Genomic DNA, 25161 nt, shown 5'->3' on the forward strand with positions numbered 1-25161 from the left:
CGGTTCTGTTTGTCGAAAGATAACACCCGATCATTCGGCTTTGTGCCTTTTTTAGCAAAAAATATTGTCCAAAGTCTATTTTGGCTAATTAAATTAGCAAAGCTTGTATTCTAGGCTGCTCATTAACTGAATAACTAGGCTGAGAGCATCTGTTTTGCTATTTTCGGGCAGCCTCTACTCCCTCTAGGCCAGGCTGCTACCCCATTTGTTGATGCGCAACTTCTATCTCCTGCTGGCCAGCATGGCCTTATCCCATCAACTCTCTGCCCAATCGGTTACGCCCGCCGCGCGGCCCACCGAGCGGCTGCTGTTGAAGATTGCGCCCCTTACGCTGTTTGACCCCAGCACCAGCGCAATTTTGTTGGGAGCAGAGTTCCGGCCGGTGCCTCGCATAGGCCTGGAGCTAGACTACGGGTTCCGGTTTACGCCGCTGCATCTGTTCAGCTGGAACATCAAGAAGGAGAACATGCGCTACCAGAAGTTTAAGGCTGAGGCGCGCTATTACTTCCCGCGCACTGAGCAAAAGCAATGGTACGTAGCCGCCGAAGGCTTTTATGTGCCGGAAGAGTATGACCTGGGCAAGGGCAACTTCTACCGCAACGGCGAGTTTCGGGCGTATGAGCAGGCCCACATTGAAAAGACCATTGAGGGCGGCGCCCTGAAAGCGGGCATGATGCGCCGGCTGGGCCAGCGGTTCTGGCTGGATGCCGCCTTGGGTCTCGGCTTCCGGCGCATTGAAACCGAGTACACCACGCAGAATGAACGCCCCGGCGACTACCTCTACGATGCACCCGAGCAGAACTTCCTGAGTAAGACGCCTGACCCTGGAGTGCAGCGGAAGGTGCACCCCGCTTTGGCCCTGCGCCTAGCATATACACTGGTAACCCGCTAGGCCTGTCTTAGGCAGTGCACCCAAAGACGATAGGCTGGTAGCATTTTGTAGCGCAAAACCCCGTTTCGCGACGAGCGGCCAGCGAGTAGCCAATACCGCGCGGCTTCGGATGCTCACTGTGTTCGACGAGAAACAGGCTTTTGTGGCACGTACTACGTGCTGACCTTTCTCACCAGCCCAACAGCAGTTCGGTATTGCTGCGCCCGTAACTTGCGGCTTCATCAGTTGTTGCTGCATGTCTTCTCCTTCTTCTTCCTGGCTCGACGCTCTCCCCCTTGATTTTTACGACCAACTGGCTCATTGCCTGAGCTTACATGGTATGGCCGCCGCTGAACTATTCAGCCGGCCTGACACAGACTTTTCTCAGCAGCTCCATGAGCTTACGGCCCTAGACTCGGCCGATGTTCAGCGGCTCAACACCATTCAGGACCACACGGCGCTTCTGGCAGCACTTCGCACCGAGCCGCTGGCCCTCTATCACTTGCTTTTGCTGGGGCGCCTCACGCTGCAGACCTCCCTGGCCGTACCCGTACTGGCCTACGTGCAGCAGCAGATGCACATTCAGGAGGAGCAGCTCATGGTACTTAATGAGTATTGCCTGGAGCTCAGCGGCGCGTTCCTCACTACCCTGGAAGAGCATGTGCCAGCTCCCGCTGGCGCAGCTTCCCTCGGCCTGCATCGTCTGCAGATTGAAGAAGTCTTCGCTCAATACATAGCGCATATTCCGGCCCCCGTGCCACCGGTTGCCAACTTAAACCTCTCCGAGCCGCAGCTTCAGATGCTGCGCCTGTCTTTGCTACTGGTGCATAGCCTGCCTCAGGCCGCCGACCACCCCTTTATGCGCGCCGTAGGCCAGTTGAAAAACCTGCAGCCCGAAGCTCTGGAGCCACTGCTGGAGCACTTGGGCCGGGCGCACGCCCAAGAGCAGCTTTCCCTGACCATGCCCGAGCTGATTCAGCTTTACCAGGGCATGCAGGTATGCGGCATGGTGTTCGTGTCGGATATTATGGCGCGCATTGGATTGGAAGAGCTATTTCCCACTCTGCCTACCGATGCCGACCCCGCCACCGCGGAAGCTGCGCCGGCCAGCCACCGCCAGGCAGTGGGCGAAATGGTAACCGGCTTCACGCGCTGGGTGCAGCATACCTTCCCCAACGACCCGGAAATTGCCAAGGCCCGCGAAGAAGTTATGGCCCTGGCCGACTTGCTCTAGGCCACCCTTCTCCCTACTGCAACTGGCCTAGGCCCGCTCTAGCAGCACTTCAATTTCCAGGTGCAGCCAGTCCTCTTCCCAGGCTTTGTGGGTGAGGCGCGCCGCCACCGGGTAGCCCGCATCCAGCAGGCGCGCCACGGTTTCGTTGCGGCCTTCGGGCAGGTACCCCAGCCAGAAAGCATTGGCACCAGTGGTGTACACGCGTACGGCCCAGTCGTCGTAGGAGCTGTCGGGCTCCCGCTGCAGGGCGAGAGGCTGGTTGGGTTGCAGCTGAGGCTCAAGCTCGCGTAGGCCAGTGCGGTGCGTGGTACCGGCCACCAGGCATTCCAACAAGATCAGAGGTTCAGGAGAAGACGTAGACATAGCGGAAGAGGAAGTGAAGCCGTAAAATAACACCGGAACGAGCAGATCTGCCACGTCGGCTCAGCGTGGGTATTTGTAGCCCTTACCTCCACTCACCAAAACAGGCCTGGCTCAGCTGGTGCCTTTCTTTTCAATGTACAGCAAAACTGAAGTCAGCCAGCTCCGCCAAGCCTTCTGGACCACCTTTGGGCAGTATATGCAGCCAGTACCGTCTGCCGAGGGCGTACCCACCAACTGGATCAATTACAAAACCGGCCTCAAACACGTGTACTTCCGCATGCACGCCGACGGCCGCCACGCTACCATCGGCATTGAGCTCACGCACCCCGACTCCGATATCCGGGAGCTGTTTTTTGAGCAGTTTGAAGCCCTGAAGCTCGTGCTGCACGAAACTCTGGGCGAACAATGGATTTGGGAGCCCACTACGGAAGATGCCAACGGCCAGCTCATCAGCCGGATCTACCAGGAGTTGCGCCCCGCCAACTTATTCTCGCGCGACGACTGGCCTAGGCTCATCTCGTTCTTTAAACCGCGCATTATGGCCCTGGATGAATTTTGGAGTACTGCGCAGTACGCGTTTGATGAGTTGCGGTAGTAGACATGGCCTACTGGCGCTGTATAAGTGACTATCGATACCGCTCAGAAAGGAGAGGCTTGCAACCATAGCCCTGGAATTCTCCTCTCCCTTTTACGCTAGCGGACTCATTCTATGTTGATTACTTTTATCCTGGTTTTAACCTGCCTCTCAGCAGCAGAGGTGCCCAACTCTCCTGCCGACACGCTCCGGCGCTGGGCACCGCGCATTGCCCCTGTCTCCCTTGCCGATCCGCGCCGACCTACGTTGCAGGTAGGCATCGAGTATTTTTTACTGCCTCAGCTCAGCCTGGGAGTCGATTTCGGCACGCGCGTAGTGCTGGCCAAAAGCTTTCGGCAGCCGGAGCAGCAGGTGCGCCATCAAACGTACCGGGCGGAGGTGCGCTATTACCTGCCGCTTGCTAGAAGGAGTCAGCAGTTTGTGGCAGTTGAGGGTTTCTATGTGCCGTATGCTTCTACCAACCACTACGGGGTACTGGAACGTAAGGGCGCTTTTTTCACTTACGACCAAGCCCGCATTGTGCGTCATACATGGGGTACGGGCCTGAAATACGGCTGGCTTTATCCCTTTGGCCGGCAGCAGCGCTGGTGGGTTGAAACAGCCCTGGGCTTGGGGCTTCGGCGGGTGCCGGCCCGCTACTCCCGCATTCGCAACGAGCAGCCCGCCGACTCGGCTAGCGCCTACAACTACCGCTACCAAGAGTGGCAGCTAGGCACCCAACCCGCCGATGGCGGCTACGTTGACCGACTACACCTTACCGCATCTTTCCGCGTGGGTTACCGTCTGTTGCGGCGGGTGGGAGGGAGCTACCAGTAGTTCACGCACCTACTACTATCCGATACCAAGGTATGAGGGACAGTCCAAGTGCGCACTTGAGCTTACTTAGGAGGCTTAGGAGAGGCTACAGACAGGTACACTGCCGCAAACAAACCCAGCGTAACACAGCCACTCACAATTCACGCTGAATACCCTCTTTCATACGACCTTGATTAAACAAAACGGCCGCTCTGTTTCCAGAACGGCCGTTTCAGTGTAATATTTCCCAGACTTACTTGAACGCCTGAATTCCCGTAATATCGGCGCCGGTGATGAGCAGGTGAATGTCGTGGGTGCCTTCGTAGGTCACTACTGACTCCAGGTTCATCATGTGGCGCATGATAGGGTACTCACCCGTGATGCCCATGCCGCCGTGAATCTGACGAGCTTCACGAGCAATTTCTAGAGCAATTTCTACTGAGTTGCGTTTGGCCATGGAAATCTGGGCCGAGGTAGCTTTGCCTTCGTTCTTGAGCATGCCCAAGCGCCACACCATCAGTTGGGCTTTCGTGATTTCGGTAATCATTTCGGCCAGCTTGCGCTGCTGGAGCTGGAAGGAGGCGATAGGCTTGCCGAACTGCTCACGCTGCAAAGAGTACTTCAGCGCCGACTCATAGCAGTCAATAGCAGCTCCCAGGGCGCCCCAGGCAATGCCGTAACGGGCCGAGTCGAGGCAGGAAAGTGGGCCTTTGAGGCCGTCGATGTTGGGCAGGATGTTTTCCTTGGGGATGCGCACATCCTCAAACACCAGCTCGCCGGTGATGCTGGCGCGCAGGCTCCACTTATTATGAATTTCGGGAGTAGTGAAGCCTTCCATGCCGCGCTCCACAATCACGCCCCGGATGCGGCCGTTATCGTCCTTGGCCCACACTACGGCTACCTGGCACTCGGGGGAGTTCGAAATCCAGAGCTTGGCGCCGTTCAGCAGGTAATAGTCACCTTTATCCTCGATTTTGGTGATCATACCGCCGGGGTTGGAGCCGTGGTCGGGCTCCGTGAGGCCGAAGCAGCCGAGCCATTCACCGGAGGCCAGCTTGGGCAGAAACTTGCGGCGCTGCTCCTCAGAGCCGTACTGGTAAATAGGGTACATTACCAAGGAGCCCTGCACCGAGGCAGTAGAACGCATACCGGAGTCGCCGCGCTCAATCTCCTGCATAATCAGGCCATAGCTGATGTAGTCCAGGCCACCGCCGCCGTACTCCGTGGGGATGGTCGGGCCAAAAGCTCCCACCTCACCAAACTTGCGCACAATTTCGGAGGGGAAGTGCGCCTGCTGGGCCCACTGCTCAATATTAGGCGAAATTTCCTTCTTCACGAAGTCGCGCATGCTCTGGCGGATGAGCTTGTGCTCCTCGGTCAGGAGGCCATCGATGTCGTAATAATCAGTAAAGCCAGCGGCATTCAGGGAGCCTTTGTTTTGCTGTACCTGAGCCTTGGGTGAGAGAACGTCAGCTTGCGAAGACATAGTAGAAAGGTGGGTGGGGTTATCTTTCCAAAGATAAACATTTCAGAAAGGAACGCCGGTTCACCCCTACTGGCCTAGAGACAAAAAACCCTGACCAGAAAGGGGGCTAGTCAGGGTCTTGGGGCACGGGGCGCGGAGGAAGAATGCCAGAACTGCCCTCCAGCGGTGTGCCCATTAAAAGCCAGGAGGCAGATTCCCGGCCAAATAAGTCGTATAAAGCCTCCGGCAAAGCGTGTGCCGAAAAAATAGCTTCGCGCTAATTTTTATAAATAAAGTACCGTTTTTCGAGATTAGAAAATAGCTCCTTCCTAAATAATAGTACGCGGCAATGGTTGAGCTTATCAGAAGATCAAACCAACTAAGCAGCGCAGTACTTTCTCTACCAGTTATTTCGGTAGTGCGAGGCTTAGCTGAGCCCTCCCAGAGGTGCAATTACCCGCCAGCAACGACACAAACGCCTACCTTTCGTAGAAGGTAGTCCCATCCGCCGCATTTCCCCCCATGAGCCACGAAAAGAAACTAAACGAGCTGGAGGCCACTGCCATTTGTGGCAATGATATTTCTTCCTCTTGCTTGTACGTGTCAGCATTAGCCATTGCCTATGCTGGCCAATACGCGTGGGTAGCGCTGCTATTTGTGGGGGCGGTGCTGTTCCTATTTCGTAAGATTTATGGTGAGGTGGTAGGAGCCCTGCCGCTCAACGGGGGTGCTTATAACGTGTTGCTTAACACCACAAGCAAGCGCAACGCGGCCTTGGCAGCTTGCCTCACCATCCTGTCATACATGGCCACGGCCGTAATTTCGGCCAGTGAGGCCATGCACTACCTGCACACGCTATGGCACGGGCTGCCCATTATTGGGGCCACGCTGGGGCTGCTTGGCCTGTTTCTGGCTCTTACTATTCTGGGTATTTCGGAGTCGGCGAAGGTGGCAGTGGGTATTTTTCTGGTGCACCTTACCTCACTTACCTTGCTGGTAATAGCCACCATCTGGTTTCTGGCTACCAACGGTTTCGGCACCTTATCCTTCAACTTCACGCAGCCCGTACCGGGAGGACACCTGCTAACGGCCCTGTTCTTTGGGTTTAGCGCAGCCATGCTGGGTATTTCGGGTTTTGAGAGCTCCGCCAACTTCGTGGAAGAACAGGCGCCGGGGGTTTTTGGTAAAACCCTGCGCAACATGTGGGTGGTAGTGAGCTTTTTCAACCCGGTTATTGCCTTTCTGGCAGTGGCAGCGCTACCGCTGGCCGAGGTGGGCCCCAACACGGAAACTCTCCTCTCCTACCTGGGCACTAAAACTGGTGGCCGCTGGCTGGGCACGCTCATCTCTGTAGATGCCGTAGCCGTACTCAGCGGGGCCGTACTTACCTCGTTTGTGGGCGTGAGTGGTCTCATGAAGCGCATGACTCTGGACCGGATTCTGCCCCAGTCGTTTCTGAAGGAAAACAAGCGCCAGAGCAACTACCTCATTCTGATTGTTTTCTTTTTGCTGTGCGTTTCGGTGTTGCTGATTACTAACGGGCAGCTGGGGCCGCTGTCGGGGGTGTATACTATTTCCTTCCTGTCGGTAATGGCGTTTTTTGCGCTGGGCAACTTCCTGCTTAAGAGCAAGCGACCCAACCTGCCGCGGCCGGTGTACGCCGGTATTCTCACGGTTACGGTGGCCCTGCTGAGCATTTTGCTGGCCCTGTACGGCAACATCCGGCTGCACCCCGACTACCTCATCGTGTTTCTGCAGTACTTCCTGCCGGCCATGCTGCTGGTGTATGGCATGCTCAACCGCACGGCCATCCTGAACCTCACGCTGGCGGCCATGAAGTCATTTGCTGAGCACTCGCCGCGGTTTTCACGGGTAGCGCGCCTCTTGGTGCGGCGGAAGCTGCGGCAGTTGCACCAGCAGGAATTTGTGTTCTTCACCAAGGGCGACAATGTCTCGAACCTCAACAAGGTAATGGCCTATGTGGTAGAAAACGAGTTTACTAACCGCCTTAAAATCGTGACCTTACTGCAGGATGGTGAGACGTTTCCGGAAGAGCTCATGAACGACATCCGGGTGTTGGACCGCGCCTATGAGCAGATTGAGGTGGAAGTAGTAGCCATGCCCGGTACCTTCGGCCCCGAGCTTATTGACCAGCTTTCCGAAGAGTGGGAAATTCCCAAGAACTTCATGTTCATCGGCTCCCCCGGCGACCGTTTCCCCTACCAGATATCAGAGCTGGGCGGTGTGCGGTTGATCATCTGATCTGCTCCAGGCCATTTATTGAGAGCAAACTCCCTTTTTCACTTGTAAAGCCCCTTATTGCCTAATAAAAAGCCCTTACCTCCAGCGTGGAGGTAAGGGCTTTTAAGCAGATCAGAGATTGTCAAGACCTAAAGCAGGACTGCTTCGCTCTGCCCGCAATGACCTTAAACGGCTCACAGTAACTATCTAAAATTTAACTCCCACAGACGCCAGGAAGTTGCGGGTAGCCTGCGGGAAGTACCAGTTGAAGGTCTGTTGCAGGCCGTTGGCATCGGGGTAGCCGTAGGTGTAGCCGTTGGCTACGTAGCGGCGGTTGAGCACATTGTTCACCAACAGGCCTAGCTCAATTTCCTTCACGAACACCGGATGAAGGGCGTAGCGCACCCGGAAATCTAGCACCTGATAGGGCTTGATGCGGCGGTCTTCGCTGGTAGAGTTATCGAGGTACTGGCGGCTCACGGTTTTATAGAGCAGCGCCACGCGTAGCCCACTTAGCGGCTGCCCCTCCAGGGTGTGCGCCGAAATCACGGAAGGCGAATACGATACCGTGGTGGTGCGGGCTTCAGTGGCGACAACGGGGTTATAATCCGCATCATAGCTCACGTCGCGGTAGTTCAGGATGCGGTTGCGGCTTAAGGTAAGCGTGCTGCTCAGGCTGATCAGGTCATTGGCCGAGGCAAAGCCGGTTAGCTCCAGGCCAGTGCGGTAGCTACGCGCTACGTTAGTCCGCAGGGCGGTTCCCACATCATTCAGCTGGCCGGTAGCCACCAACTGGTTGCGGTAATTCATGTAGAAGTAATTGGCCTCGAAGCGCACGGCCGTGTTGGCGCCCAGCCAGTTGGTGTTCGGCAACGACAAGCGGTAGCCACCCTCATAGTCATCAAGGCGCTCAGGTTTGGCCGATTGGTCGCCGGCCGGGCGGTCGGTGAAGTCGGAGCGCACGGGCTCGCGCTGGCCTACGGCGTAGCTGGCGTAGAGCTGCTGGCCTTCGCCCAGGGAGAAAGTGGCGCCAGCTTTGGGGTTAATAAAGGTGTAGCGGGCGCGGGTGGTTACGTCGTTCTGGGCGCTTTCCAGGCCGTTGAGGTCGTACTCAATGCGACGCACCTGCAAGTCGCCGTACACGCCCAGGCGGGGCAGCACCTGGTAGGTAGCGCGGGCGTAGCCGTTGTAGTCGGTCTTGGTGGCGTCGTTGAAATAGTAGCGCTGCCGGATGTTGCTGTTAGACGCGTACTGAGCCCAAATCACCTCGCCGTAGTGGTCGTTGGTGAAGCGGTTCCAGGCGCCGCCCAGCGTAGCCTGCAGCTTGTCATTCTGCTTGGGCTGGTAGTTAAGCGCGAAGGTGCCACCGTAGAAGTAATTGTCCAGCCACTTCTGGTCTACCAGGTTGGTGCGCGTGATGGTTTGGCCGCCAATTACTACGTTATCGAGGTTGTAGGCCGAGAATTTACGGTTGGCGCGGTAGCTTTCGTAGTAGCCAAAGCCGCGGGTGAGGTGCAAGGCCGCCCCGATATTCCAGTCTGGCCCCAGGCCCTGCGACAAATGGAGCTGATAGTGGTTTTGCTGGTAGTTATCGGTCTGGTTGTCGTAGGTGTAGTAGCTGTAGCGGCGGCCTTCGCGGCGTACCCGCTCGGCATCGGCCTCGCTTAGCTCGCCGTTATCAATGAACTGCTGCAGCAATGCCTGGTTGCCGGTAATGGCGGGCTCAGGCACCCCATTCCAGGCCTGGTAGGTTTTCTCGCGGCCCGAGAAGGTGATGAACTTGATGAGCGTGTTGTTAGCCTGGTAGCCCGCCGAGAGATAGTACGACTTCAGATCCGAAAACGCACGGTTCATGTACCCGTCAGTGGCAATCCGCGACAAGCGCCCATCCACGGTGAAGTGCTTGCCCAGTAGGCCCGTCCCGAAGGAAACGTTGTTTTTCCAGGTGTTGAAAGAGCCGTAGGTATTCTGGGTTTCGGCGTAAGCTTCCTGGCGGTTTTCGAGGGTTGAGATGTTGATGCTGGCTCCGAAGGCCGCGCCGCCATTCTGGCTGGTGCCCACGCCGCGCTGCACCTGCAGGTTGTTGATGGAAGAAGCCAGGTCAGGCAGGTTCACCAGAAACGAGCCGTGCGACTCCGGGTCGTTCAGGGGCACGCCGTTGATGGTCATGTTGATGCCCGTGTTGCTGGTGCCCCTAATACGGATATCAGTGTAGCCTACGCCGGCGCCGGCATCAGAATTCACCACCACGGAAGGCGTCTGGTCGAGCAGGTAGGGCAGGTCCTGTCCGAAGTTGCGCTTGGCCAGCTCCTGCTTACTCACGTTGGTATAGGCCGTGGCCGTGCGTTCATTGGCCCGGGAGGCAGTAACCAGAGCGTCGCCGGTGAGCACGCCGCCCGGCTGCAGCGTGAGCTGTAGTTGCTGAGGAGCCTCCTGGCCTAGCACCCGGCTTACCAGAGGCTCATACCCCACAAATGTGATGCGTAGCTCATGGGCGCCAGCAGCCACGGCAGGCAGCGTGAAAGTGCCATCGGCGGCGGCCGCTACGGCTAAGCCATCAAGCAAGATGGTAGCCCCAGGCAAAGCGGTGCCGGTGCGGGCATCGCGAATGGTGCCGGACACGGGGCCTTGCGCCCATGCCGAGCCCGAAAGCGCCAAGACGGCTACTCCGGTAGTTAGTACATTTTTCAACTAGAAAAACTGGAAAGGTGGAACGGACCCGGCGCCAGGGGTCGGCACCTTAGGTGTTTCGTTCGCGGATCGTTTGTTCCCTTCGCCGGCATTACCCGGGCAGGTTCAATGGGTATGATCTCAGCCGCCGTGGCCATTACTGGCCTAGAGGCACCCCTAAAACTTCTGGCAGCAAATGTAGGCAAGCCTGAGCCAGTTCCAGCAGTCGGCGCACAGTTACTTTACTTTCGCCTGATAATCACGTAACTTAGGCAAGGCTCACTCCCTCAGAAAATCCCGTTTGCCAAAACAACTCCCGCGCGGCCTCCGTTATTCTGCTATAGCTCGCTGCGTCCCATCCCGTTCGCCCTTTTAATCATCTTCCACCATGAACATCATCGTTTACATGCTCGTGGTTTTGGCCATTCTGGTCTACTTCCTCCTCTCGCCGCGCCGGCGGTTTCGGCAGCCCCCCTCCCCCGACAACGACGATGATGGCGGTGAACCGCTCGATGATGGCCTCCCCGACCTCGACCTGCCGCCCGGCATTACTCGCCCCATCAATGACTGGGAACCCGACTATGGCCGGCCTACTCGTACGCCAGTGCGCCCCACTGAGCCCATGCTGCTCTAGGCCACTTAGGGTTTATTTCTCTGGTTAGAATACGAAAGACCGTCATGCTGAGCGGAGCCGAAGCATCTTTACCGTGGTGCTAACATAGGATTAGCCAGAGGTAGAGATGCTTCGGCTCCACTCAGCATGACGGTCTAGTGTACTATGTTTTCGGCCTATAGGCCTAGCTCATTACAGGCCTAGAGTACGGGTTCTTGCAGGTCTCGGGCCATGCGCATGTAAGGGATGGTGCCACGGTAGAAGCGGTTGCCTTCTGGCTCCAGGCCGAAGGCACGGTAGAAGGCCTCATTCACGGCGCGGGCGTCGCACCAGATGCGCTGGGCGCCCTTATCCCGAGCGTAGTCCATGGCGTGGCGCAGCAGCTTAGAGCCGATGCCCTGGCCCTGGCAGTCGGGGCGGGTAGCGAACTTACGGAAGCGAGCCACATTGCCATCAATGAACAGGGAGATAACCGAGACGAGCTGCCCGTTGTACATGGCCCCAAAGTGGTGGCCCTGATCATCGTTATTCAGCTTAATATAATCTGGCGTCTCCTGGGGCCAGAGCACTTGGTGGCGAAGCGTGTAGGTTTCGGCGGCCGTAATGGGGCGAATTTGTACTTGGTTTGACATTCAGGCCAAAAGGTTACTCAACAGTGATGCTGTAGGAAGTGAGAAATTGTTGATGGGGGCCCAGCGTCAGAATTCCTTCTTTGTCGGCTAGCTCCCCCGAGTCAGTAGTAGAGCTGGCAATGCCGTGCCAGGGTTCAATGCACACAAATGGCGCCTTGGCACCCTTGGTCCAGAGGCCCAGGAACGGGAAGCCATCGAAGCGCACCCGCACCCCACGGCCGGAGCGGCGGCTGCGCAAGGTTACGTGGGTAAAGTCAAAATGCTTCAGCACCAAGGCATCATCGGCAAATAATGGGTAGCTCAGGGGCAGCGTTTCCTGCTCTTCCAGCAGAGCAGCAGTTTTGCCGTTCAGCAGGCCACCTTCCAGCAAGTGCCGCTCCACGGTTACCGGCTGATCAAACACGAAATCGTAGTCCTCAAACGCCTCGCCTTCTACCAGGGGGCACCGGAAGGCAGGGTGCGCGCCAATGCTGAATAATAGCTCGCCGGTACCAGGGTTTTCAACTTCCCAGCCCACAGTGAGCATGGTGCCCGCCAACCGGTAGCTGATGCGCAGCACAAAATCAAAGGGGTACTTGCGGCGGCTTTCTTCATTGGCCCGCAGCTCAAAAGCCACGGCAGTATTGGAGTGGTTTAGCACCTGAAACTCCTGGTCGCGGGCAAAGCCGTGCTGGCCTAAGGTGTAGGTCTGGCCCTGGTAGCTGAATTCATCTTGCGGCAGGCGCCCCACAATAGGGAACAGCACCGGCGCATGACGCGCCCACACGGCAGGGTCGGCCGCCCAGATGTATTCCAGCTCGCCCAGGTCCTTGCGGATGAAGCTGCTGAGCTCTGCCCCGTGAGAGTTGATACCCACACGGCATTGTTCATTTTCGAGGAAATAGGTCATTTCGATAGCAGTAAGCAGTTTGCGGCCTTACGCGGAAGTGGGGCGGGAAGATTCGCCTCCACGTAGTAACTCATCCACGTAAAAGCAGGCCTGCTCCAGCCGTTGGGCCGGTGAACCGCTTATTTCTGCAAAGTTCGCTACTTGGCTGCGCAATTCGCGCTGGTAGAGGTCGTAAAAGTACTGCCGATGATTGGGATGCTCCCGCAGCGGGTCGGGCTCCCAGGGCAAATCTACGCCTAACAGCAGCACCAGGCTATAATGGTGCTGCGCAATCCGGCGCAAAATCCACTCGGGGCAGTGTCCAAACGCATGCTCCGACCAGATTTTTATCACCAGCAAGTCGGTATCCAGGAACACCAGGTGCTTGCCCAGGTGCCGGGCCTGCTGCACGGCGGCGTCTTCGGCCTGCAGTTGCCCACGCGCTATTTCCTCCAGATCCGCCAGCGTGTAGTCGGGGCCGCGCTCCTCCAGGTACTGGCGGGCATACTCGGGTGCCCAGGCAGTGCGGTACTGCTCGGCCAGCTGGCGGCTTAGCGTAGTTTTCCCCGTTGATTCAGGACCAGTTAAAGCAATTCGCAGCATCAGGCCGAGACTAGAGAAGATGATTCAGCCGTGTGCAGTGCCCGGCGCCACTCCCAGAAGCCGTAGGCCGCCAGGCCCAGATAGACTGCGTAAAGTACGCTGGTGGGGTAGAGCTGCTTATGCCACAGAATTGGCACGTACACGATGTCCACTATTATCCATAGCCACCAGTTTTCCAGGCGCTTGCGCATCATCAGAAACTGCGCCCCCAAGCTGCCGGCCGTGGTAAAGCTGTCCCAATAAGGTACGGTGTCCTGGGTGTAGTTATCCAGATAATAGCCAAAGCCAAAGGTGAAAGCGGGTATAAACAGTGCGCATAGCAGCCATTCCCAGCGCCGCGTGCGCGAAACCGGCAGCTCTGTTTTGCTGCGCCCACCATACAGCCACTCGTACCAGCCATACACGCTCAGCCCGATAAACATGATTTGCAGCAAGCTGTCGGAGTACAGGGCCTGCCGAAAGTACACCACTATGTATAAGGCGCAGCTGAAAATAGCCACTGGAAAATTCCAGAGTGACTCGCGGGCCGCCAGCCACACACAGGCAAAACCGGTTACAACGGCCACCCACTCCAGGGGCGTATTACCCGCGGCAGCGGTCCAGAACTCGTAAAACGACTGCGACAAAACGAAAAGCACTGCTAAGTTTAAGCCAGGCCACTCTTCCCTGACCGGGTTGCGCGGCAAAGACCAAAGCTAACCCGCCACGGGTTAATTTTGCGGCTGTCCCTTGTTTTTCTTCCTCACTGGCACTGCCCCTTATGCTCCCCGAACTCACCCCCGAAGACCTGCACGCCCGCCTGCAGCGCGGCGATGACCTCCAGCTCATCGATGTGCGCCAGCCCGAAGAGTACGCGTACTGCCGCATTGCAGGCAGCCACCTGATTCCGCTGGGTGAGCTGGCCAGCCGGGTAGAGGAAATTGACCCCGATAGGCCTACGGTGCTCATCTGCCACCACGGGGTGCGCTCCATGCAGGCCCTAGCTTACCTGCAGCACCGCCACGAAATGACCAACCTCCTGAACCTGCGCGGCGGCATTCACGCCTGGAGCACCCGCGTCGATCCGTCGGTAGCAGTGTACTAGGCCACTCGGTTTGCCCCAGAACAACTCCGCACCCTCCGCGCAAACACCGCGTCCTCTGCGGGCTAAACCCGCCTGAACAATACGCCATGCTCCTCCCCGACCTCCCGATAAGAGACGCCCTACCCGAGCTGCTGCAAACGCTAGCGGCATTTACCATAGCTGTACTGCAGGCTCCGCCCGGCGCGGGTAAAACGACCGTGGTACCACTGGCCCTGCTGGATGCACCGTGGCGGGAAGGAGGCCGAATACTTGTGCTGGAACCCCGACGGCTGGCAGCCCGGGCAGCAGCCATCCGCATGGCCCAGCTCCTGGGTGAGCCCGTAGGCCAAACGGTAGGGTACCGCATGCGCCTGGAAAGTAAAGTATCGGCGCAAACCCGAATTGAAGTAGTCACAGAAGTAATTCTGACCCGTCAGCTTCAGGATGACCCGGCCCTGGAAGGCGTGGCAGCGGTGCTGTTTGATGAATTTCACGAGCGTAGCCTGCAGGCCGACCTTGGCCTTGCACTGGCGCTGGATGCCCAAAGTGTGCTGCGGCCGGATCTACGCCTGCTGGTTATGTCGGCCACGCTGGACGCTGACCGGCTTGGCGCTTGGCTGGGTGCGCCAGTGGTGCGCAGCCTAGGCCGCATGTTTCCGGTAGAAACGCACTACTTAAGCCCGGCGCGGGCCGCTACTGCCAGCCGTCGGCCCCACGAAAAGCTGCAGGATCTTACACCAGTCATCATCCGCGAAGCTCTGGCGGAGCACGCCACTGGCGACGTGCTGGTATTCTTGCCTGGCCTAGCCGACCAGCGCCGCGTGGCAGATAAGCTCGCCTCGCTGCCCGATACCATTGATATACACGTGCTGCACGGGGAGCTGCCCGCCGAGCAGCAGGATGCAGCCCTGCGCCCGGCTGCTAATGGCCGCCGCAAGATTGTGCTGGCCACCAGCATCGCCGAAACCAGCTTAACTATTGAAGGCGTCACGATAGTAGTAGATGGCGGTTACGCCCGCGTGCCCCGTTTCGAGCCGCGCACTGGCCTTACCACCTTGGGTACTGAGCCCGTGAGCCAGGCCGCCGCCGATCAGCGCCGGGGCCGCGCGGGCCGCCTCGGGCCCGGCACTTGCTACCGGCTCTGGACAGCCCACGACTACGAGCAACTCCCTCACCACCTCGCCCCCGAAATTCTTACCGCCGACCTCAGCGCCCTGGCCCTGGAGCTGGCCCTCTGGGGTGCCCGCGACGCATCAGCCCTGCGCTGGCTGGATGCCCCGCCCGCCCCGGCGCTGGCCCAGGCCCGTGAGCTGCTGGTACGCCTGCAGGCCCTCACGCCCGATTGCCACCCTACTGCCCACGGCCGCCTGCTGGCAGGCCTGGGCCTGGCCCCACGCCTCGCCCACCTGGTAGTGCGCGGCAAAGAAACAGGCCACGGCGCTACGGCATGCGCTCTGGCGGCTTTGCTCACCGAGCGCGATATTCTGCGCCCCGCCGATGGCTCTTTTGGCCCACCAGATTTGCGCCTACGCCTGGAGGCTCTGGTAACGGGCCGGGCCCCGCTCCCCGGGCTGCAACCCGATGCCGGCGCGGTGCGCCGGGTGCGGGAAGCCGCCGCCGTGCTCCGCAACCGCGCCGGGGTAAGAGGAGAAATAGAGCCTGACGTAGCGGGGCTACTGGCCGCCCTGGCCTACCCCGACCGCCTAGGCCAACGGGAAACTCCAGAGCGCGTGCGCCTGGTAACCGGCCAGCGGGCCACGCTGCCTGCCGAGTACTTTAGCTCCCAGGATGCGTACTTTGCCGTGGCCGCGCTGGATGGCACCGCCGCCCAACCCCGGGCTGGCTTAGCAGCTCCGCTCAGCAAAGCCGAGCTAGAAGAGCACTTCGCCACGCAGATAGAAACGCTGGAGGAAGTACGGTGGGATGAGGCTACCGGCCGCGTAGTAGCGCGCCGCCTGCGCCGCTTGGGGGCACTGGTTTTATCTGAAGCTAACCTGCCCAACCCAAGCTCCGAAGCTATTTCGGCGGCACTACTGGGAGCTTTGCGGACCGCAGGCATCAGTCGGCTGCCCTGGAGCGAGGCGGCCACCCAAGTGCGGGAGCGGCTGGCATTTCTGCAGCATCTGGCGCCTGATAACTGGCCTAGCGTTTCAGATGAGCAGCTGCTGGACGAACTGGAGGATTGGCTTGGCCCGTACCTCACCAACGTAAAGTCCATGGCTGAGCTGAGCCGGGTAGATTTAGCTGAAGCCCTGCTCAACCGCCTGCCCGGGGGCTGGGCCCAGCGCCAGGAACTCGACAAGCTGGCCCCCTCTCACCTTGAGGTGCCCACCGGCTCCCACATCCGGCTAGACTACTCCGAGCCGGCGGCTCCGGTGCTGGCCGTGCGGCTGCAGGAAGTATTTGGACTGCTGGATACGCCTATGGTAGGCGGCGGGCGCGTGCCTCTCACGCTCCATCTGCTCTCGCCCGGCTACCGCCCCGCCCAGGTCACGCGCGACTTGCGCAGCTTCTGGACCAGCAGCTACTTTGAGGTGCGCAAGGAGCTGCGCGGGCGTTACCCCAAGCATTATTGGCCCGAGAACCCGTTGGAGGCGCAAGCTATCCGGGGTACCAAAAAGCAGAACGGCTTGTAGGCTACTGCAAGGCTACATCTATCCATAAAGCAAACAGCCCCGCAGTTATACACTGCGGGGCTGTTTGCTTGGTTTTTGTTGCTTACTCGCCGGCCGGGAAGTCAGCGGAGTCGCCGAGGTCGGCTACAGCTTCCAGATCTTTCACTAGGCTAGTAAATTTTTCGCGGGCACCTTTCACAGCGGCTTTGCCGAGGGGCAGGTGCAACGGAGGATTTTCCTGGCGCACCACGTCGAACATGATTTTGGCAGCGCGCTGCGGGTCGCCGGGCTGCTTGCCGCTGTAGCTCTGAATGCCTTTGAGGTTTTCGCCCACGGTAGAGCGGTAATCCTCAATCTTGGTATCGACGTAGGTAGCCGAGCTGCCGGCCCACTCCGTGCGGAAGCCGCTGGGCTCAATGTTCGTGACTTTGATGCCGAGGGGAGCCACCTGCTGAGCCAGACTCTCACCAATGGCCTCCAGGGCAAATTTGCTGGCGTTGTACACACCCACCCCAGGGAAGGTTTTCAGGCCACCAATGCTGGTGATGTTGAGCACGTGGCCGCTTTTCCGCTCGCGCAAGTGAGGCAGCACTGCCCGGAGCACGCGCAACGGCCCGAACACGTTTACATCAAACTGGCGCTGCACTTCGGCATCGTCAATTTCTTCAATGCTGCCCAAAGAGCCGTAGCCCGCGTTGTTAACGACCACGTCCAACTGGCCGAAATGCTCGATAGCTGCCTGTACGGCTGCCTTTACTTGCTGCTCATGCACTACATCGCACACAAAGCCGCGGCCGTTTTCGCCGGCTTTTTGCGTGAACTCATCGGCCTGCTCCTGCTTGCGGAAGGTGGCGGCTACTTTGTCGCCATTGCTGAGGCAATACTCGGCCAACTCTTTGCCGAAACCGGTGCTTACGCCGGTAATAAACCAGGTTTTAGTGTCTGCCATGGAAGTTCGAGGGAAAAAATGAGAAGAAGCCCACCTATTATTTCAGCAGGCTGGGAAGTATAACTGAAGAAATAGCTCAGGAGTTTTGAAGGGCCTGAAATATGCTCCGGCTTCGCTCTAAGTAGCGCATTCATGATTTACTCATAAAGCGCCCCCAAATTGGGGAGACTTACTTAAAATCATCATCTCCGCAGTGCTTGCGGTATCTCTATTCCCGTTTCTCATCTCAACAGCTCCCCTCAGCGGAAAGCCCCAGTGAAATTCATTGGGGCTTTTTTAGTTAAGGTCTCGCCAAGCAAATATTGCGGTCCGGGGCAGCTGAGTGGCAAGATTTAACACAAGCACAATTTGGAAATTGGAGGCCTACAATCGGAAACCCAATTATTAGCCGTAATTTTACCCGGCAATAAGCGGAACCTAACCTACTTGTTGCCATGGCCGACTACGCTGCCAAAATTGCCTTCGAGGCGCTTACCTACGACGACGTCCTGCTACTGCCCGGTTATTCGGAAGTACTGCCCCGCGACGCCGACCCCAGCTCCCAGCTCACCCGCAACATCCGGCTCAAGCTCCCCTTCGTTTCCGCGGCAATGGACACCGTAACGGAAGCTGAAATGGCTATTGCTATGGCCCAGGAAGGTGGCATTGGCATGATTCACAAGAACATGAGCATCAAGGCCCAGGCTGAGCTCGTGCGCCGGGTGAAGCGCTCCGAGAGCGGCATGATTCTCGACCCCTTCACGCTGGAAGAAACTGCTACCCTGGCCGACGCTAAGAAGCTGATGCGCAACAACAACATCGGAGGCATTCCGATTGTGGACGACCAGCGCCGCCTCAAAGGCATCCTGACCAACCGCGACCTGCGCTTCGAGAAGGACATGACCCGCTCGGTATCGGAGGTAATGACCAGCGAAAACCTGGTAACCGCCGACGCGGGCACCGACCAGAACCTGGCCGAGGACATTCTGCAGGAGTCGAAAGTGGAGAAGCTACCCGTAGTGGACACCGAAGGCCGCCTGGTAGGCCTCATCACTTATAAAGATATCCGGAAGCGCCGCCGCACGCCCAACGCCTGTAAAGACGAGTTTGGCCGCCTGCGCGTAGGAGCTGCCGTGGGCGTAACCCCCGACCTGATGGACCGCATTGCGGCCTTGGTGGAAGCCGGCGTAGACGTGGTAAGCGTAGACACGGCCCATGGCCACAGCAAAGGCGTGCTTGATGCCGTGCGCAACATCAAGCAGCGCTTCCCGAAGCTGGAAGTAATTGCCGGCAACGTGGCCACCGCCGAGGGTGCCCGCGCCCTGGCTGATGCCGGTGCCGATGCCGTGAAAGTGGGCGTAGGCCCGGGTTCCATCTGCACCACCCGCATTATTGCTGGCATTGGCGTACCCCAGCTCTCGGCCGTGCTCGAAGCCGCCCGTGGCCTGGAGGGCACCGGCGTTCCGCTCATTGCCGACGGTGGCATTAAGTATTCCGGCGACGTAGTGAAGGCTCTGGCCGCCGGCGCTGGTACTATTATGATTGGCTCATTGCTGGCCGGCACTGAAGAGGCCCCCGGTGAGGTTACGCTGTTTGAAGGCCGCAAGTACAAGAGCTACCGTGGCATGGGCTCAGTTGAAGCCATGGAAGAAGGCTCAAAAGACCGGTACTTCCAAGATGCCGAGGACGACGTGAAAAAGCTGGTGCCTGAGGGCATTGTGGGCCGTGTGCCGTACAAAGGACTGGCCTCAGAGGTTCTTTACCAGCTCTCAGGTGGCCTACGTGCTGGCATGGGCTACTGCGGTGCCGCTACTATTGAGGCCCTGCAAACCGCTCGCTTCGTGCGCATCACGGGGGCCGGCCTGCGCGAGTCTCACCCCCACGACGTGCAGATTACCCGCGAAGCTCCTAACTACAGCAGCCGCTAACTACGGTTGAGCTTGCTGCTCACAGGTTTTGCCGGTGCCCTACGTAGGGCACCGGCAAATTTGTTTTCATTGGAGCCGCATTGCCAGGGGCTTAAGCTGCGAGCAACATCTAATTTCGTTAGTACACGATAAGAGTCTGCTTTTAGCCCTGTATCTTGGCTGTCCTTTTAACCCATTTGCGGGATTCTAGGCCTCTGTACTTAACCCGGATTCATGTCTCTCTCCCGGAAGTCATCTTCCTTTATGCAGCCATTCGCCATACTCAGCTGGGTTGGGCTTTTGGTGTGTACACTTCTCTACGCCCGCCCTGCGCTGGCGCCCGGAGTGGGTACCCCGCCGGGTTGGCTGCTGCTGGGAGTGCAGGCAGTATTTGCGGCGGCCGTGTTCCTGCAGGAGCGCGCCCGCCCCGACCGCCTGCGGGGCCTAGACTTTGTAGGCCTGCTCCGAAACCTGGTTTTTGGGCCCGGGCTGCTGGCCACGGTTTGCGTGGTGCTGCACTTAGTGGAGCGGCTTCTCAAAGCCGAGATGCCCGGCACGAGTCCCCTGCTGTTTACAGTTCTCTACACCGTAAACGTAGGCCTGTTCATTCTCTTTCTGGCCCGCACCAATTACAGCTGGCGTTCCTTGGTGCTATTCCGCTCTTCTGCCCGGCTGCGCCGGATCTGGGAGTGGTTTGAGCTGCTGCTGGGCTTCACCCTCCTGCTAAGCCTGGTACCCCGGTCCTTACCCTACAGTCTGACGACTGCCCTGCTGGGTGGCTTGGCCGTATTGGGCGTGTACATCAGCAGCCACCAGAAATGGGTGGCTTACCTCAATCGGCGCCAGAAAATTCAGGCAGTTCTGCTGCAGTCGGGCGTGATTGTGGCCATGGGCATTTTTGCGGCCTACTTCCTGCAAACCCAGTACGATCCGCTGCTGGTGGCGCCAGCGCCCCAGCACGCCTTTCTGGTACTGAATGCTTTCTTCGCCGCCTTCTATGCCTTCATGGGCCTAATGGTTACCTTCTTTAATCTGCCCACGGCCGGTGTATTTGAGCAGAAGCGGGAAGAAATTCTAAGCCTGCAGCGCCTCACCCAGCTCATCCAGAAAAGCCAAACGCCTGAGGAGGTGTACCGCATGCTGTTCGACTCTGCCATTCAGACGGTAGAGGCCGATGCCGCTTGGCTGGAAGTTGAGAGTATTGATAACAGTGAGTACACCGGGCAGCATTACCACGTCAGCCCCGATCAGGCGGCGGCCATTCAGCGCCTACTCACAGAGTATAACCTGGGCCACATTGAGTACCTCAATAACGACCTGCAGAACAGCGCCGGCTTCCGGAGCCTGGAGCTACCCTATGGCTCCCTGATTGTAATGCCCCTGCGCTCCAGCAAACGCCAGTACGGCGCGCTGTATATGCTCAAGGAGCAGCGCCAGGGCTTCGACCGTGAGAACCTGAGCATCCTGCAAACCTTCACCAGCCAAACGGTACTCAGCATTGAGAACCTACAGCTGATGCAGGCATCCATCCAGAACCAACTGGTGCAGGAAGAGCTCAAAATTGCCTCCTCGGTGCAGGATAGTCTGATTCCGAAGGATCTGCCGATTGACAACTGGTTTGAAATCAGCTCTCACGCGCAGGCGGCCAAAGAAGTAGGGGGCGACTTTTACGACTTCCTGCACCTACCCGGCCGGCGCTTGGCGGTGCTCATCGGCGACGTTTCGGGTAAGGGCATTACGGCGGCCTTCCACGTGGCCCAGATGAAGGGTATTTTTCATGCCCTAATGCAGGAAAACCCCTTGGCGCGCAACGAACGGGAGAAGTTTCCGGTGCCCAGCAAGTTTATGGCCCAGGCCAACAACGCCCTGGCTCGCTGTCTAGAAAAGGCGGCTTTCATCACGGCCTCTCTTTACATTATTGATTATGAGCACGGCGGCTTCGTGTTTGCCCGTGCCGGCCATTGCCACACGTTGTACTACCACTCTATTAAGGAAGAGGTATCATACTTCCATACGGCAGGCCTGGGCTTAGGCATCATCCGCAATGATTCCTATGAAAAGCACATCAAAAACCAGTTTTATGATTACAACCCCGGCGATGTAATGGTGATTTACACCGATGGCATTGTGGAAGCCCGCAATGCGGCCGGGGAAGAGTACGGCGAAAATCGCCTTTTGCTTATGCTGGAACGCACCTATTACATGGATGCGGCCGTTATTAAGGAGAAGATTCTGGCTGATTTAGAAGAGTTCAGTCGCGGGCAGCCCATGCACGACGACCAAACGCTGCTCGTCATTAAATTCCGAGCGTCCCAACCCGATATTCCCCTTTAACGTAGCCTTGGGATATGAAAATCAACCAACACACCACCGACCATACCTTCACCCTAGTTCTGGATGGCGAATTGGATGCCAGCTCCTCCGTATTACTTGACACGGAGCTGAACCAACCATCTATTCTGGAGTACCAGAAAGTTCTGATTGATTGCCAGAAGCTGAACTACATTTCCTCTGCCGGATTAGGCGTGTTTATTTCTCATTTGCAGCGCTTTCAGGATGCCAACGTAAAACTGGTGTTCTTTAACATGCAGGAGAAAGTGCACAATGTATTTGAAATTCTAGGCCTGGACTCACTGCTCACAATTGTGCCATCGCAAGCTGAGGCCACCGCTATTTAACCCTACGGGACTACAAGCAGGGAATGAAAAACGCTATAAGAGTCAGCTGCACTCGCCGCAACCTAAAGGTAGTGCGTGACTTTGTGAGCGAGTTTCTGGAACACTACAAGCTCTCAGAGCTACAAATCAATCAAGTTGTGTTGGCTGTTGATGAAGTAGTGGCCAATCTTATTATTCACGGCAACAGTGAAGATGAGTCGCGGTTTTTGGATGTGCGCCTCACCATGCAAGGCAAGGAGTTTGGCATTGAGTTGGAAGACGAAAGCTCTACCTCCTACTCCCCTTCCAGCTACCGGGAACCAGATTTACAAGAGTTCGTCAGGATTGGCAAGAAAGGCGGCGTAGGCATGATGCTAGTAAACCGCATTATGGATCGGGTAGAGTTTTCTACCCAAGGGGTTCATAATATTTGTCGGTTGTACAAGAAACTAGCCTAAGTTTCGTTTAGCAATAGAAAGAAAAGCACCCTAACTACCGGGTGCTTTTTTTTATGCCTGTCTGGCAAATTGCTAAACTCCGCGCGGCGGAAAAAAATCCGTAAAATTGCGTTAGCCAGCCGTCCATGTCCGGGGCACACTCCGGCCGGCCTGAGCGCTTAGAAGAATACTTTCCTCCCGTATGCACAACCGCTTTTTGTTTGCTGGCACGGCTGCCGCTGCGCTGTTAGCTGGCTGCCAAACCACAAAACCTACTACTGCTACTACCAAACAGCCCGTTGTAGAAACCCTTGGCACCACCCAGGTTCCAACATCGGAGTTTAGCTATGTGTATCGCAAGAACAACAGCTCGGCCCCGGAGTTTGGCACTAAGGCCAGCGTAGCCGAGTACTTAGACCTTTATACCAATTTCAAGCTGAAGGTGCTGGAAGCGGAGCAGCGCGGCCTGGATACCACCCAGGCGTTTAAGCGGGAGCTGGAGGGTTACAAACAGCAGCTGGCCCAGCCTTACCTGACCGAAAAAAGCGTGACGGACAAGCTGGTGCGGGAGGCCTACGACCGCATGAGCAAGGAGGTAAACGCCTCGCACATCCTGCTGCGCGTGCAGCCCGACGCCGACCCCAAGGACACGCTGGCCGTGTACCAGCGCATACTAGCCTTACGCCAGCGCGTGACAAGCGGCGAAGACTTCAACAAAGTGGCCAGTGAGAACTCAGAGGACCCCTCAGCCCGCGACAATGGCGGCCAGCTGGGCTACTTCACGGCCATGCAAATGGTGTATCCGTTTGAGTCGGTGGCCTACAACACGCCCGTAGGCCAGGTGTCGCAGCCGGTGCGCACGCGCTATGGCTACCACATTATTAAGGTGAACGACATGCGCCCCGCCCAGGGCGAAATCAAGGTAGCTCACCTCATGATCCGGACTACGCCCGGCATGCCCAAGGCCGACTCGGTGACGGCAAAAAAGAAGGTAGATGAGCTCTACAACCGCCTCACCCAGCGCAAAGAGAACTGGGAAAAGCTGGTGGCGCAGTTTTCTGAAGATGCTGGCTCAGCAGCCAACAGCGGGGAGCTGCCCCCCTTCGGCACGGGCCGCATGATTCCGAGCTTTGAGGAGGCCGCCTTTAAGCTCCAGAAGCCCGGCGACTTATCTAAGCCCGTGCAGACGCCCTATGGCTGGCACATTATCCGCTTGCTTGAGAAGCAGCCCATTCCTTCTTTTGAGGCCATGGAGCCCACGCTGAAAAGCAAGGTAGCCAAAGACTCGCGGGCTGAGCTCAACCGCGCCGCCTTCCTGAAGCGCGTGCGGACTGAAAATAACTTCCGTGAGTTTTCAAAGGATAAGGAGGAAGCCTTCGCCAGGCTAGATACCTCAGTGGTAACCGGTCACTATAAATTTGTGGCTCCCGATTACCAATTGAAAACTACAAAGTCAGGCAAGAAAACTACCTCCACGGGTACAGCGCAATCTGTTCTGTTCTCTATCAAGGACACGCCGTACACAGCCGATGATTTTCTGGCTTACGTACAGAAAAACCAGAAGCCTCGTCCTGGCGCCGATCCTCGCTTTGTGGCTCAGCAGCTCTACGACCAGTTTGTGGACGAGAGCCTAACCGAATACGAGAAGGCCAACCTCGAAAATAAGTACGAAGACTACCGCATGCTGGTGAAAGAGTACCGCGACGGTATTCTGCTTTTCCAGCTGATGGATGAGAAAGTATGGAGCAAAGCGGTGGAAGACACTGTGGGGCTGCAGCAGTACTTTGCCGCTAACCAGGCTAAGTACCAGTGGGAGCCGCGCGTGCAGGCTACCGTAATCAGCGCTGCCTCACCGCAACTGCTAGCCAAGGCCCAACAACTGCAGAAAGCAGGTAGCTATCCGCTCAGGAGTGGCCTACCGGCTCCCGTGCCTTTTAAAGCCAACTCCGCCGAGCTGCCCTCCGCCGTTCCGACGCTGGATGAGCTGGCTTTCCGCCTGATCAATGATGAAACCCTGACCCGCACGAATGTGGTAGGCCACATCAAGAAGGGCGAAAGCCCGGCACTGGCTCGTCGGCGTGCCGACCGGATAGTGGCCTACCTGCGCGGCAAAGGTGCCAACGCTGCCCGCCTCACGGCCACCGCCGAAACCCGCCCTGCTGCCAGCAACGTTACGTTTGAGCTTACTACCACTAACCCCGCCGCGCTGGAGGCCCTGCTGAATGAACAGAACCCGTTGTCGGTACAGGTGCAGCAGCGCAACTTCCAGAAGGGTGATAACAAGGCCGTGGATCAGTTCATGACCAGTGCCCCCGGCACCTACACCACCCAGCAAGATGGCCGCTACTACGCCGTGCAGATAGAGAAGCTGCTACCCGCTGGCCCTAAAACCCTCGCCGAAGCCCGCGGCCAAGCTACCTCCGACTATCAGAATTACCTGGAAAAAGAATGGGTAAACCAGTTGCGCCAGAAATATCCCGTGCAGATCAACCAAGCTGAGGTTGACAAGCTGATAACGAAATAATAGTGGCCTAGCACACTGCAATAGCTGATAGGAGCTTGAATGGAATCGAAAACCATTTAGGCTCCTATCTTCTTTCTCGG

General features: G+C 57.7%; 21 protein-coding genes and 1 riboswitch. Of the genes, 13 read left to right on the top strand and 8 right to left on the bottom strand.

Features of this window, described 5'->3' with window-relative positions; genetic code table 11:
* Window positions 1–211 precede the first annotated feature (211 nt).
* Together HMJ29_RS03380 and HMJ29_RS03385 are read left to right on the top strand one after the other, a co-directional pair.
* A complete protein-coding gene (locus HMJ29_RS03380; protein WP_171590162.1) occupies window positions 212–892 on the top strand; it encodes a DUF3575 domain-containing protein in 681 nt (226 codons plus the stop codon).
* A gap of 235 nt (window positions 893–1127) precedes the next feature.
* The gene (locus tag HMJ29_RS03385) at window positions 1128–2105 is read left to right on the top strand and encodes a hypothetical protein (protein WP_171590163.1); all 978 of its coding nucleotides are present in this window, start codon (window positions 1128–1130) and stop codon (window positions 2103–2105) included.
* Between the two features lie 27 nt (window positions 2106–2132).
* Here the strand turns inward: HMJ29_RS03385 and HMJ29_RS03390 are convergent, their stop codons facing one another.
* Complete coding sequence (locus tag HMJ29_RS03390) at window positions 2133–2468, bottom strand: HIRAN domain-containing protein (RefSeq protein WP_171590164.1); 336 nt, start codon at window positions 2466–2468, stop codon at window positions 2133–2135.
* A 133-nt stretch (window positions 2469–2601) separates the two neighbouring features.
* On the opposite strand from HMJ29_RS03390, the gene HMJ29_RS03395 reads away from it, so the two are divergent.
* Both HMJ29_RS03395 and HMJ29_RS03400 read left to right on the top strand, forming a co-directional pair.
* Window positions 2602–3063, top strand: coding sequence for a DUF4268 domain-containing protein (locus tag HMJ29_RS03395; protein WP_171590165.1), 462 nt, complete (start codon window positions 2602–2604; stop codon window positions 3061–3063).
* Between the two features lie 114 nt (window positions 3064–3177).
* Window positions 3178–3879, top strand: a complete 702-nt coding sequence (locus HMJ29_RS03400) for a DUF3575 domain-containing protein (protein ID WP_171590166.1) — start codon at window positions 3178–3180, stop codon at window positions 3877–3879.
* Between the two features lie 232 nt (window positions 3880–4111).
* On the opposite strand, the gene HMJ29_RS03405 is transcribed toward HMJ29_RS03400, so the two are convergent.
* The gene (locus HMJ29_RS03405; RefSeq protein ID WP_171590167.1) at window positions 4112–5344 is read right to left on the bottom strand and encodes an acyl-CoA dehydrogenase family protein; all 1233 of its coding nucleotides are present in this window, start codon (window positions 5342–5344) and stop codon (window positions 4112–4114) included.
* Window positions 5345–5845: 501 nt separating this feature from the next.
* Here HMJ29_RS03405 and HMJ29_RS03410 point away from each other — a divergent pair.
* Window positions 5846–7585, top strand: coding sequence for an APC family permease (locus HMJ29_RS03410; protein ID WP_171590168.1), 1740 nt, complete (start codon window positions 5846–5848; stop codon window positions 7583–7585).
* Window positions 7586–7771: 186 nt separating this feature from the next.
* On the opposite strand, the gene HMJ29_RS03415 is transcribed toward HMJ29_RS03410, so the two are convergent.
* Window positions 7772–10255, bottom strand: coding sequence for a TonB-dependent receptor (locus HMJ29_RS03415; RefSeq protein WP_171590169.1), 2484 nt, complete (start codon window positions 10253–10255; stop codon window positions 7772–7774).
* A 59-nt stretch (window positions 10256–10314) separates the two neighbouring features.
* Window positions 10315–10423: riboswitch (TPP riboswitch) on the bottom strand.
* A 199-nt stretch (window positions 10424–10622) separates the two neighbouring features.
* Between HMJ29_RS03415 and HMJ29_RS03420 the strand changes: the two genes are divergently transcribed.
* On the top strand, window positions 10623–10868 hold the full coding sequence (locus HMJ29_RS03420) for a hypothetical protein (protein WP_171590170.1): 246 nt from the start codon (window positions 10623–10625) through the stop codon (window positions 10866–10868).
* 179 nt (window positions 10869–11047) lie between these two features.
* Here the strand turns inward: HMJ29_RS03420 and HMJ29_RS03425 are convergent, their stop codons facing one another.
* The 4 genes from HMJ29_RS03425 to pnuC are packed head-to-tail and all read right to left on the bottom strand — an operon-like array spanning window position 11048 to window position 13588.
* A complete protein-coding gene (locus tag HMJ29_RS03425; protein WP_171590171.1) occupies window positions 11048–11479 on the bottom strand; it encodes a GNAT family N-acetyltransferase in 432 nt (143 codons plus the stop codon).
* A 13-nt stretch (window positions 11480–11492) separates the two neighbouring features.
* Entirely contained in the window at window positions 11493–12368 is an 876-nt protein-coding gene (locus tag HMJ29_RS03430; protein ID WP_171590172.1) for an aldose 1-epimerase family protein, read from the bottom strand.
* 27 nt (window positions 12369–12395) lie between these two features.
* Window positions 12396–12950: an AAA family ATPase gene (locus HMJ29_RS03435; RefSeq protein ID WP_171590173.1), complete on the bottom strand. Its 555-nt coding sequence runs from the start codon at window positions 12948–12950 to the stop codon at window positions 12396–12398.
* Window positions 12950–13588, bottom strand: a complete 639-nt coding sequence (pnuC, locus tag HMJ29_RS03440) for a nicotinamide riboside transporter PnuC (protein ID WP_171590174.1) — start codon at window positions 13586–13588, stop codon at window positions 12950–12952. The genes HMJ29_RS03435 and pnuC overlap by 1 nt, the downstream gene beginning before the upstream one ends.
* 122 nt (window positions 13589–13710) lie before the next feature.
* On the opposite strand from pnuC, the gene HMJ29_RS03445 reads away from it, so the two are divergent.
* Both HMJ29_RS03445 and hrpB read left to right on the top strand, forming a co-directional pair.
* Window positions 13711–14034, top strand: coding sequence for a rhodanese-like domain-containing protein (locus HMJ29_RS03445; protein WP_171590175.1), 324 nt, complete (start codon window positions 13711–13713; stop codon window positions 14032–14034).
* Window positions 14035–14120: 86 nt separating this feature from the next.
* Window positions 14121–16649: an ATP-dependent helicase HrpB gene (gene hrpB, locus HMJ29_RS03450; RefSeq protein ID WP_171590176.1), complete on the top strand. Its 2529-nt coding sequence runs from the start codon at window positions 14121–14123 to the stop codon at window positions 16647–16649.
* Between the two features lie 82 nt (window positions 16650–16731).
* Here hrpB and HMJ29_RS03455 read toward each other — a convergent pair whose 3' ends face one another.
* The gene (locus tag HMJ29_RS03455) at window positions 16732–17577 is read right to left on the bottom strand and encodes an oxidoreductase (protein WP_171590177.1); all 846 of its coding nucleotides are present in this window, start codon (window positions 17575–17577) and stop codon (window positions 16732–16734) included.
* A gap of 434 nt (window positions 17578–18011) precedes the next feature.
* Here HMJ29_RS03455 and guaB point away from each other — a divergent pair, with 434 nt between their 5' ends.
* The 5 genes from guaB (at window position 18012) to HMJ29_RS03480 (ending at window position 25081) form a co-directional block, all read left to right on the top strand.
* Window positions 18012–19484 carry an IMP dehydrogenase gene (guaB, locus tag HMJ29_RS03460; RefSeq protein WP_171590178.1) on the top strand — a complete coding sequence of 491 codons (1473 nt, stop codon included), beginning with the start codon at window positions 18012–18014 and terminating at the stop codon, window positions 19482–19484.
* Between the two features lie 213 nt (window positions 19485–19697).
* Entirely contained in the window at window positions 19698–21797 is a 2100-nt protein-coding gene (locus HMJ29_RS03465) for a GAF domain-containing SpoIIE family protein phosphatase (protein WP_171590179.1), read from the top strand.
* A gap of 14 nt (window positions 21798–21811) precedes the next feature.
* Window positions 21812–22141, top strand: a complete 330-nt coding sequence (locus HMJ29_RS03470; protein ID WP_171590180.1) for an STAS domain-containing protein — start codon at window positions 21812–21814, stop codon at window positions 22139–22141.
* Between the two features lie 23 nt (window positions 22142–22164).
* Complete coding sequence (locus HMJ29_RS03475; RefSeq protein WP_171590181.1) at window positions 22165–22578, top strand: ATP-binding protein; 414 nt, start codon at window positions 22165–22167, stop codon at window positions 22576–22578.
* A gap of 181 nt (window positions 22579–22759) precedes the next feature.
* Window positions 22760–25081, top strand: a complete 2322-nt coding sequence (locus tag HMJ29_RS03480) for a peptidylprolyl isomerase (protein ID WP_171590182.1) — start codon at window positions 22760–22762, stop codon at window positions 25079–25081.
* Window positions 25082–25161: the final 80 nt, after the last annotated feature.

The organism is Hymenobacter taeanensis (genome assembly GCF_013137895.1).
GTDB lineage: Bacteria > Bacteroidota > Bacteroidia > Cytophagales > Hymenobacteraceae > Hymenobacter > Hymenobacter taeanensis.

Excerpts from the sequence above, each read along its gene's own strand:
- HMJ29_RS03380 (WP_171590162.1), top strand. The coding sequence starts at position 212 with ATGCGCAACTTCTATCTCCTGCTGGCCAGCATGGCCTTATCCCATCAA.
- HMJ29_RS03385 (WP_171590163.1), top strand. The coding sequence starts at position 1,128 with ATGTCTTCTCCTTCTTCTTCCTGGCTCGACGCTCTCCCCCTTGATTTT.
- HMJ29_RS03390 (WP_171590164.1), bottom strand. The coding sequence starts at position 2,468 with ATGTCTACGTCTTCTCCTGAACCTCTGATCTTGTTGGAATGCCTGGTG.
- HMJ29_RS03395 (WP_171590165.1), top strand. The coding sequence starts at position 2,602 with ATGTACAGCAAAACTGAAGTCAGCCAGCTCCGCCAAGCCTTCTGGACC.
- HMJ29_RS03400 (WP_171590166.1), top strand. The coding sequence starts at position 3,178 with ATGTTGATTACTTTTATCCTGGTTTTAACCTGCCTCTCAGCAGCAGAG.
- HMJ29_RS03405 (WP_171590167.1), bottom strand. The coding sequence starts at position 5,344 with ATGTCTTCGCAAGCTGACGTTCTCTCACCCAAGGCTCAGGTACAGCAA.
- HMJ29_RS03410 (WP_171590168.1), top strand. The coding sequence starts at position 5,846 with ATGAGCCACGAAAAGAAACTAAACGAGCTGGAGGCCACTGCCATTTGT.
- HMJ29_RS03420 (WP_171590170.1), top strand. The coding sequence starts at position 10,623 with ATGAACATCATCGTTTACATGCTCGTGGTTTTGGCCATTCTGGTCTAC.
- HMJ29_RS03425 (WP_171590171.1), bottom strand. The coding sequence starts at position 11,479 with ATGTCAAACCAAGTACAAATTCGCCCCATTACGGCCGCCGAAACCTAC.
- HMJ29_RS03430 (WP_171590172.1), bottom strand. The coding sequence starts at position 12,368 with ATGACCTATTTCCTCGAAAATGAACAATGCCGTGTGGGTATCAACTCT.
- HMJ29_RS03435 (WP_171590173.1), bottom strand. The coding sequence starts at position 12,950 with ATGCTGCGAATTGCTTTAACTGGTCCTGAATCAACGGGGAAAACTACG.
- HMJ29_RS03445 (WP_171590175.1), top strand. The coding sequence starts at position 13,711 with ATGCTCCCCGAACTCACCCCCGAAGACCTGCACGCCCGCCTGCAGCGC.
- hrpB (WP_171590176.1), top strand. The coding sequence starts at position 14,121 with ATGCTCCTCCCCGACCTCCCGATAAGAGACGCCCTACCCGAGCTGCTG.
- HMJ29_RS03455 (WP_171590177.1), bottom strand. The coding sequence starts at position 17,577 with ATGGCAGACACTAAAACCTGGTTTATTACCGGCGTAAGCACCGGTTTC.
- guaB (WP_171590178.1), top strand. The coding sequence starts at position 18,012 with ATGGCCGACTACGCTGCCAAAATTGCCTTCGAGGCGCTTACCTACGAC.
- HMJ29_RS03465 (WP_171590179.1), top strand. The coding sequence starts at position 19,698 with ATGTCTCTCTCCCGGAAGTCATCTTCCTTTATGCAGCCATTCGCCATA.
- HMJ29_RS03470 (WP_171590180.1), top strand. The coding sequence starts at position 21,812 with ATGAAAATCAACCAACACACCACCGACCATACCTTCACCCTAGTTCTG.
- HMJ29_RS03475 (WP_171590181.1), top strand. The coding sequence starts at position 22,165 with ATGAAAAACGCTATAAGAGTCAGCTGCACTCGCCGCAACCTAAAGGTA.
- HMJ29_RS03480 (WP_171590182.1), top strand. The coding sequence starts at position 22,760 with ATGCACAACCGCTTTTTGTTTGCTGGCACGGCTGCCGCTGCGCTGTTA.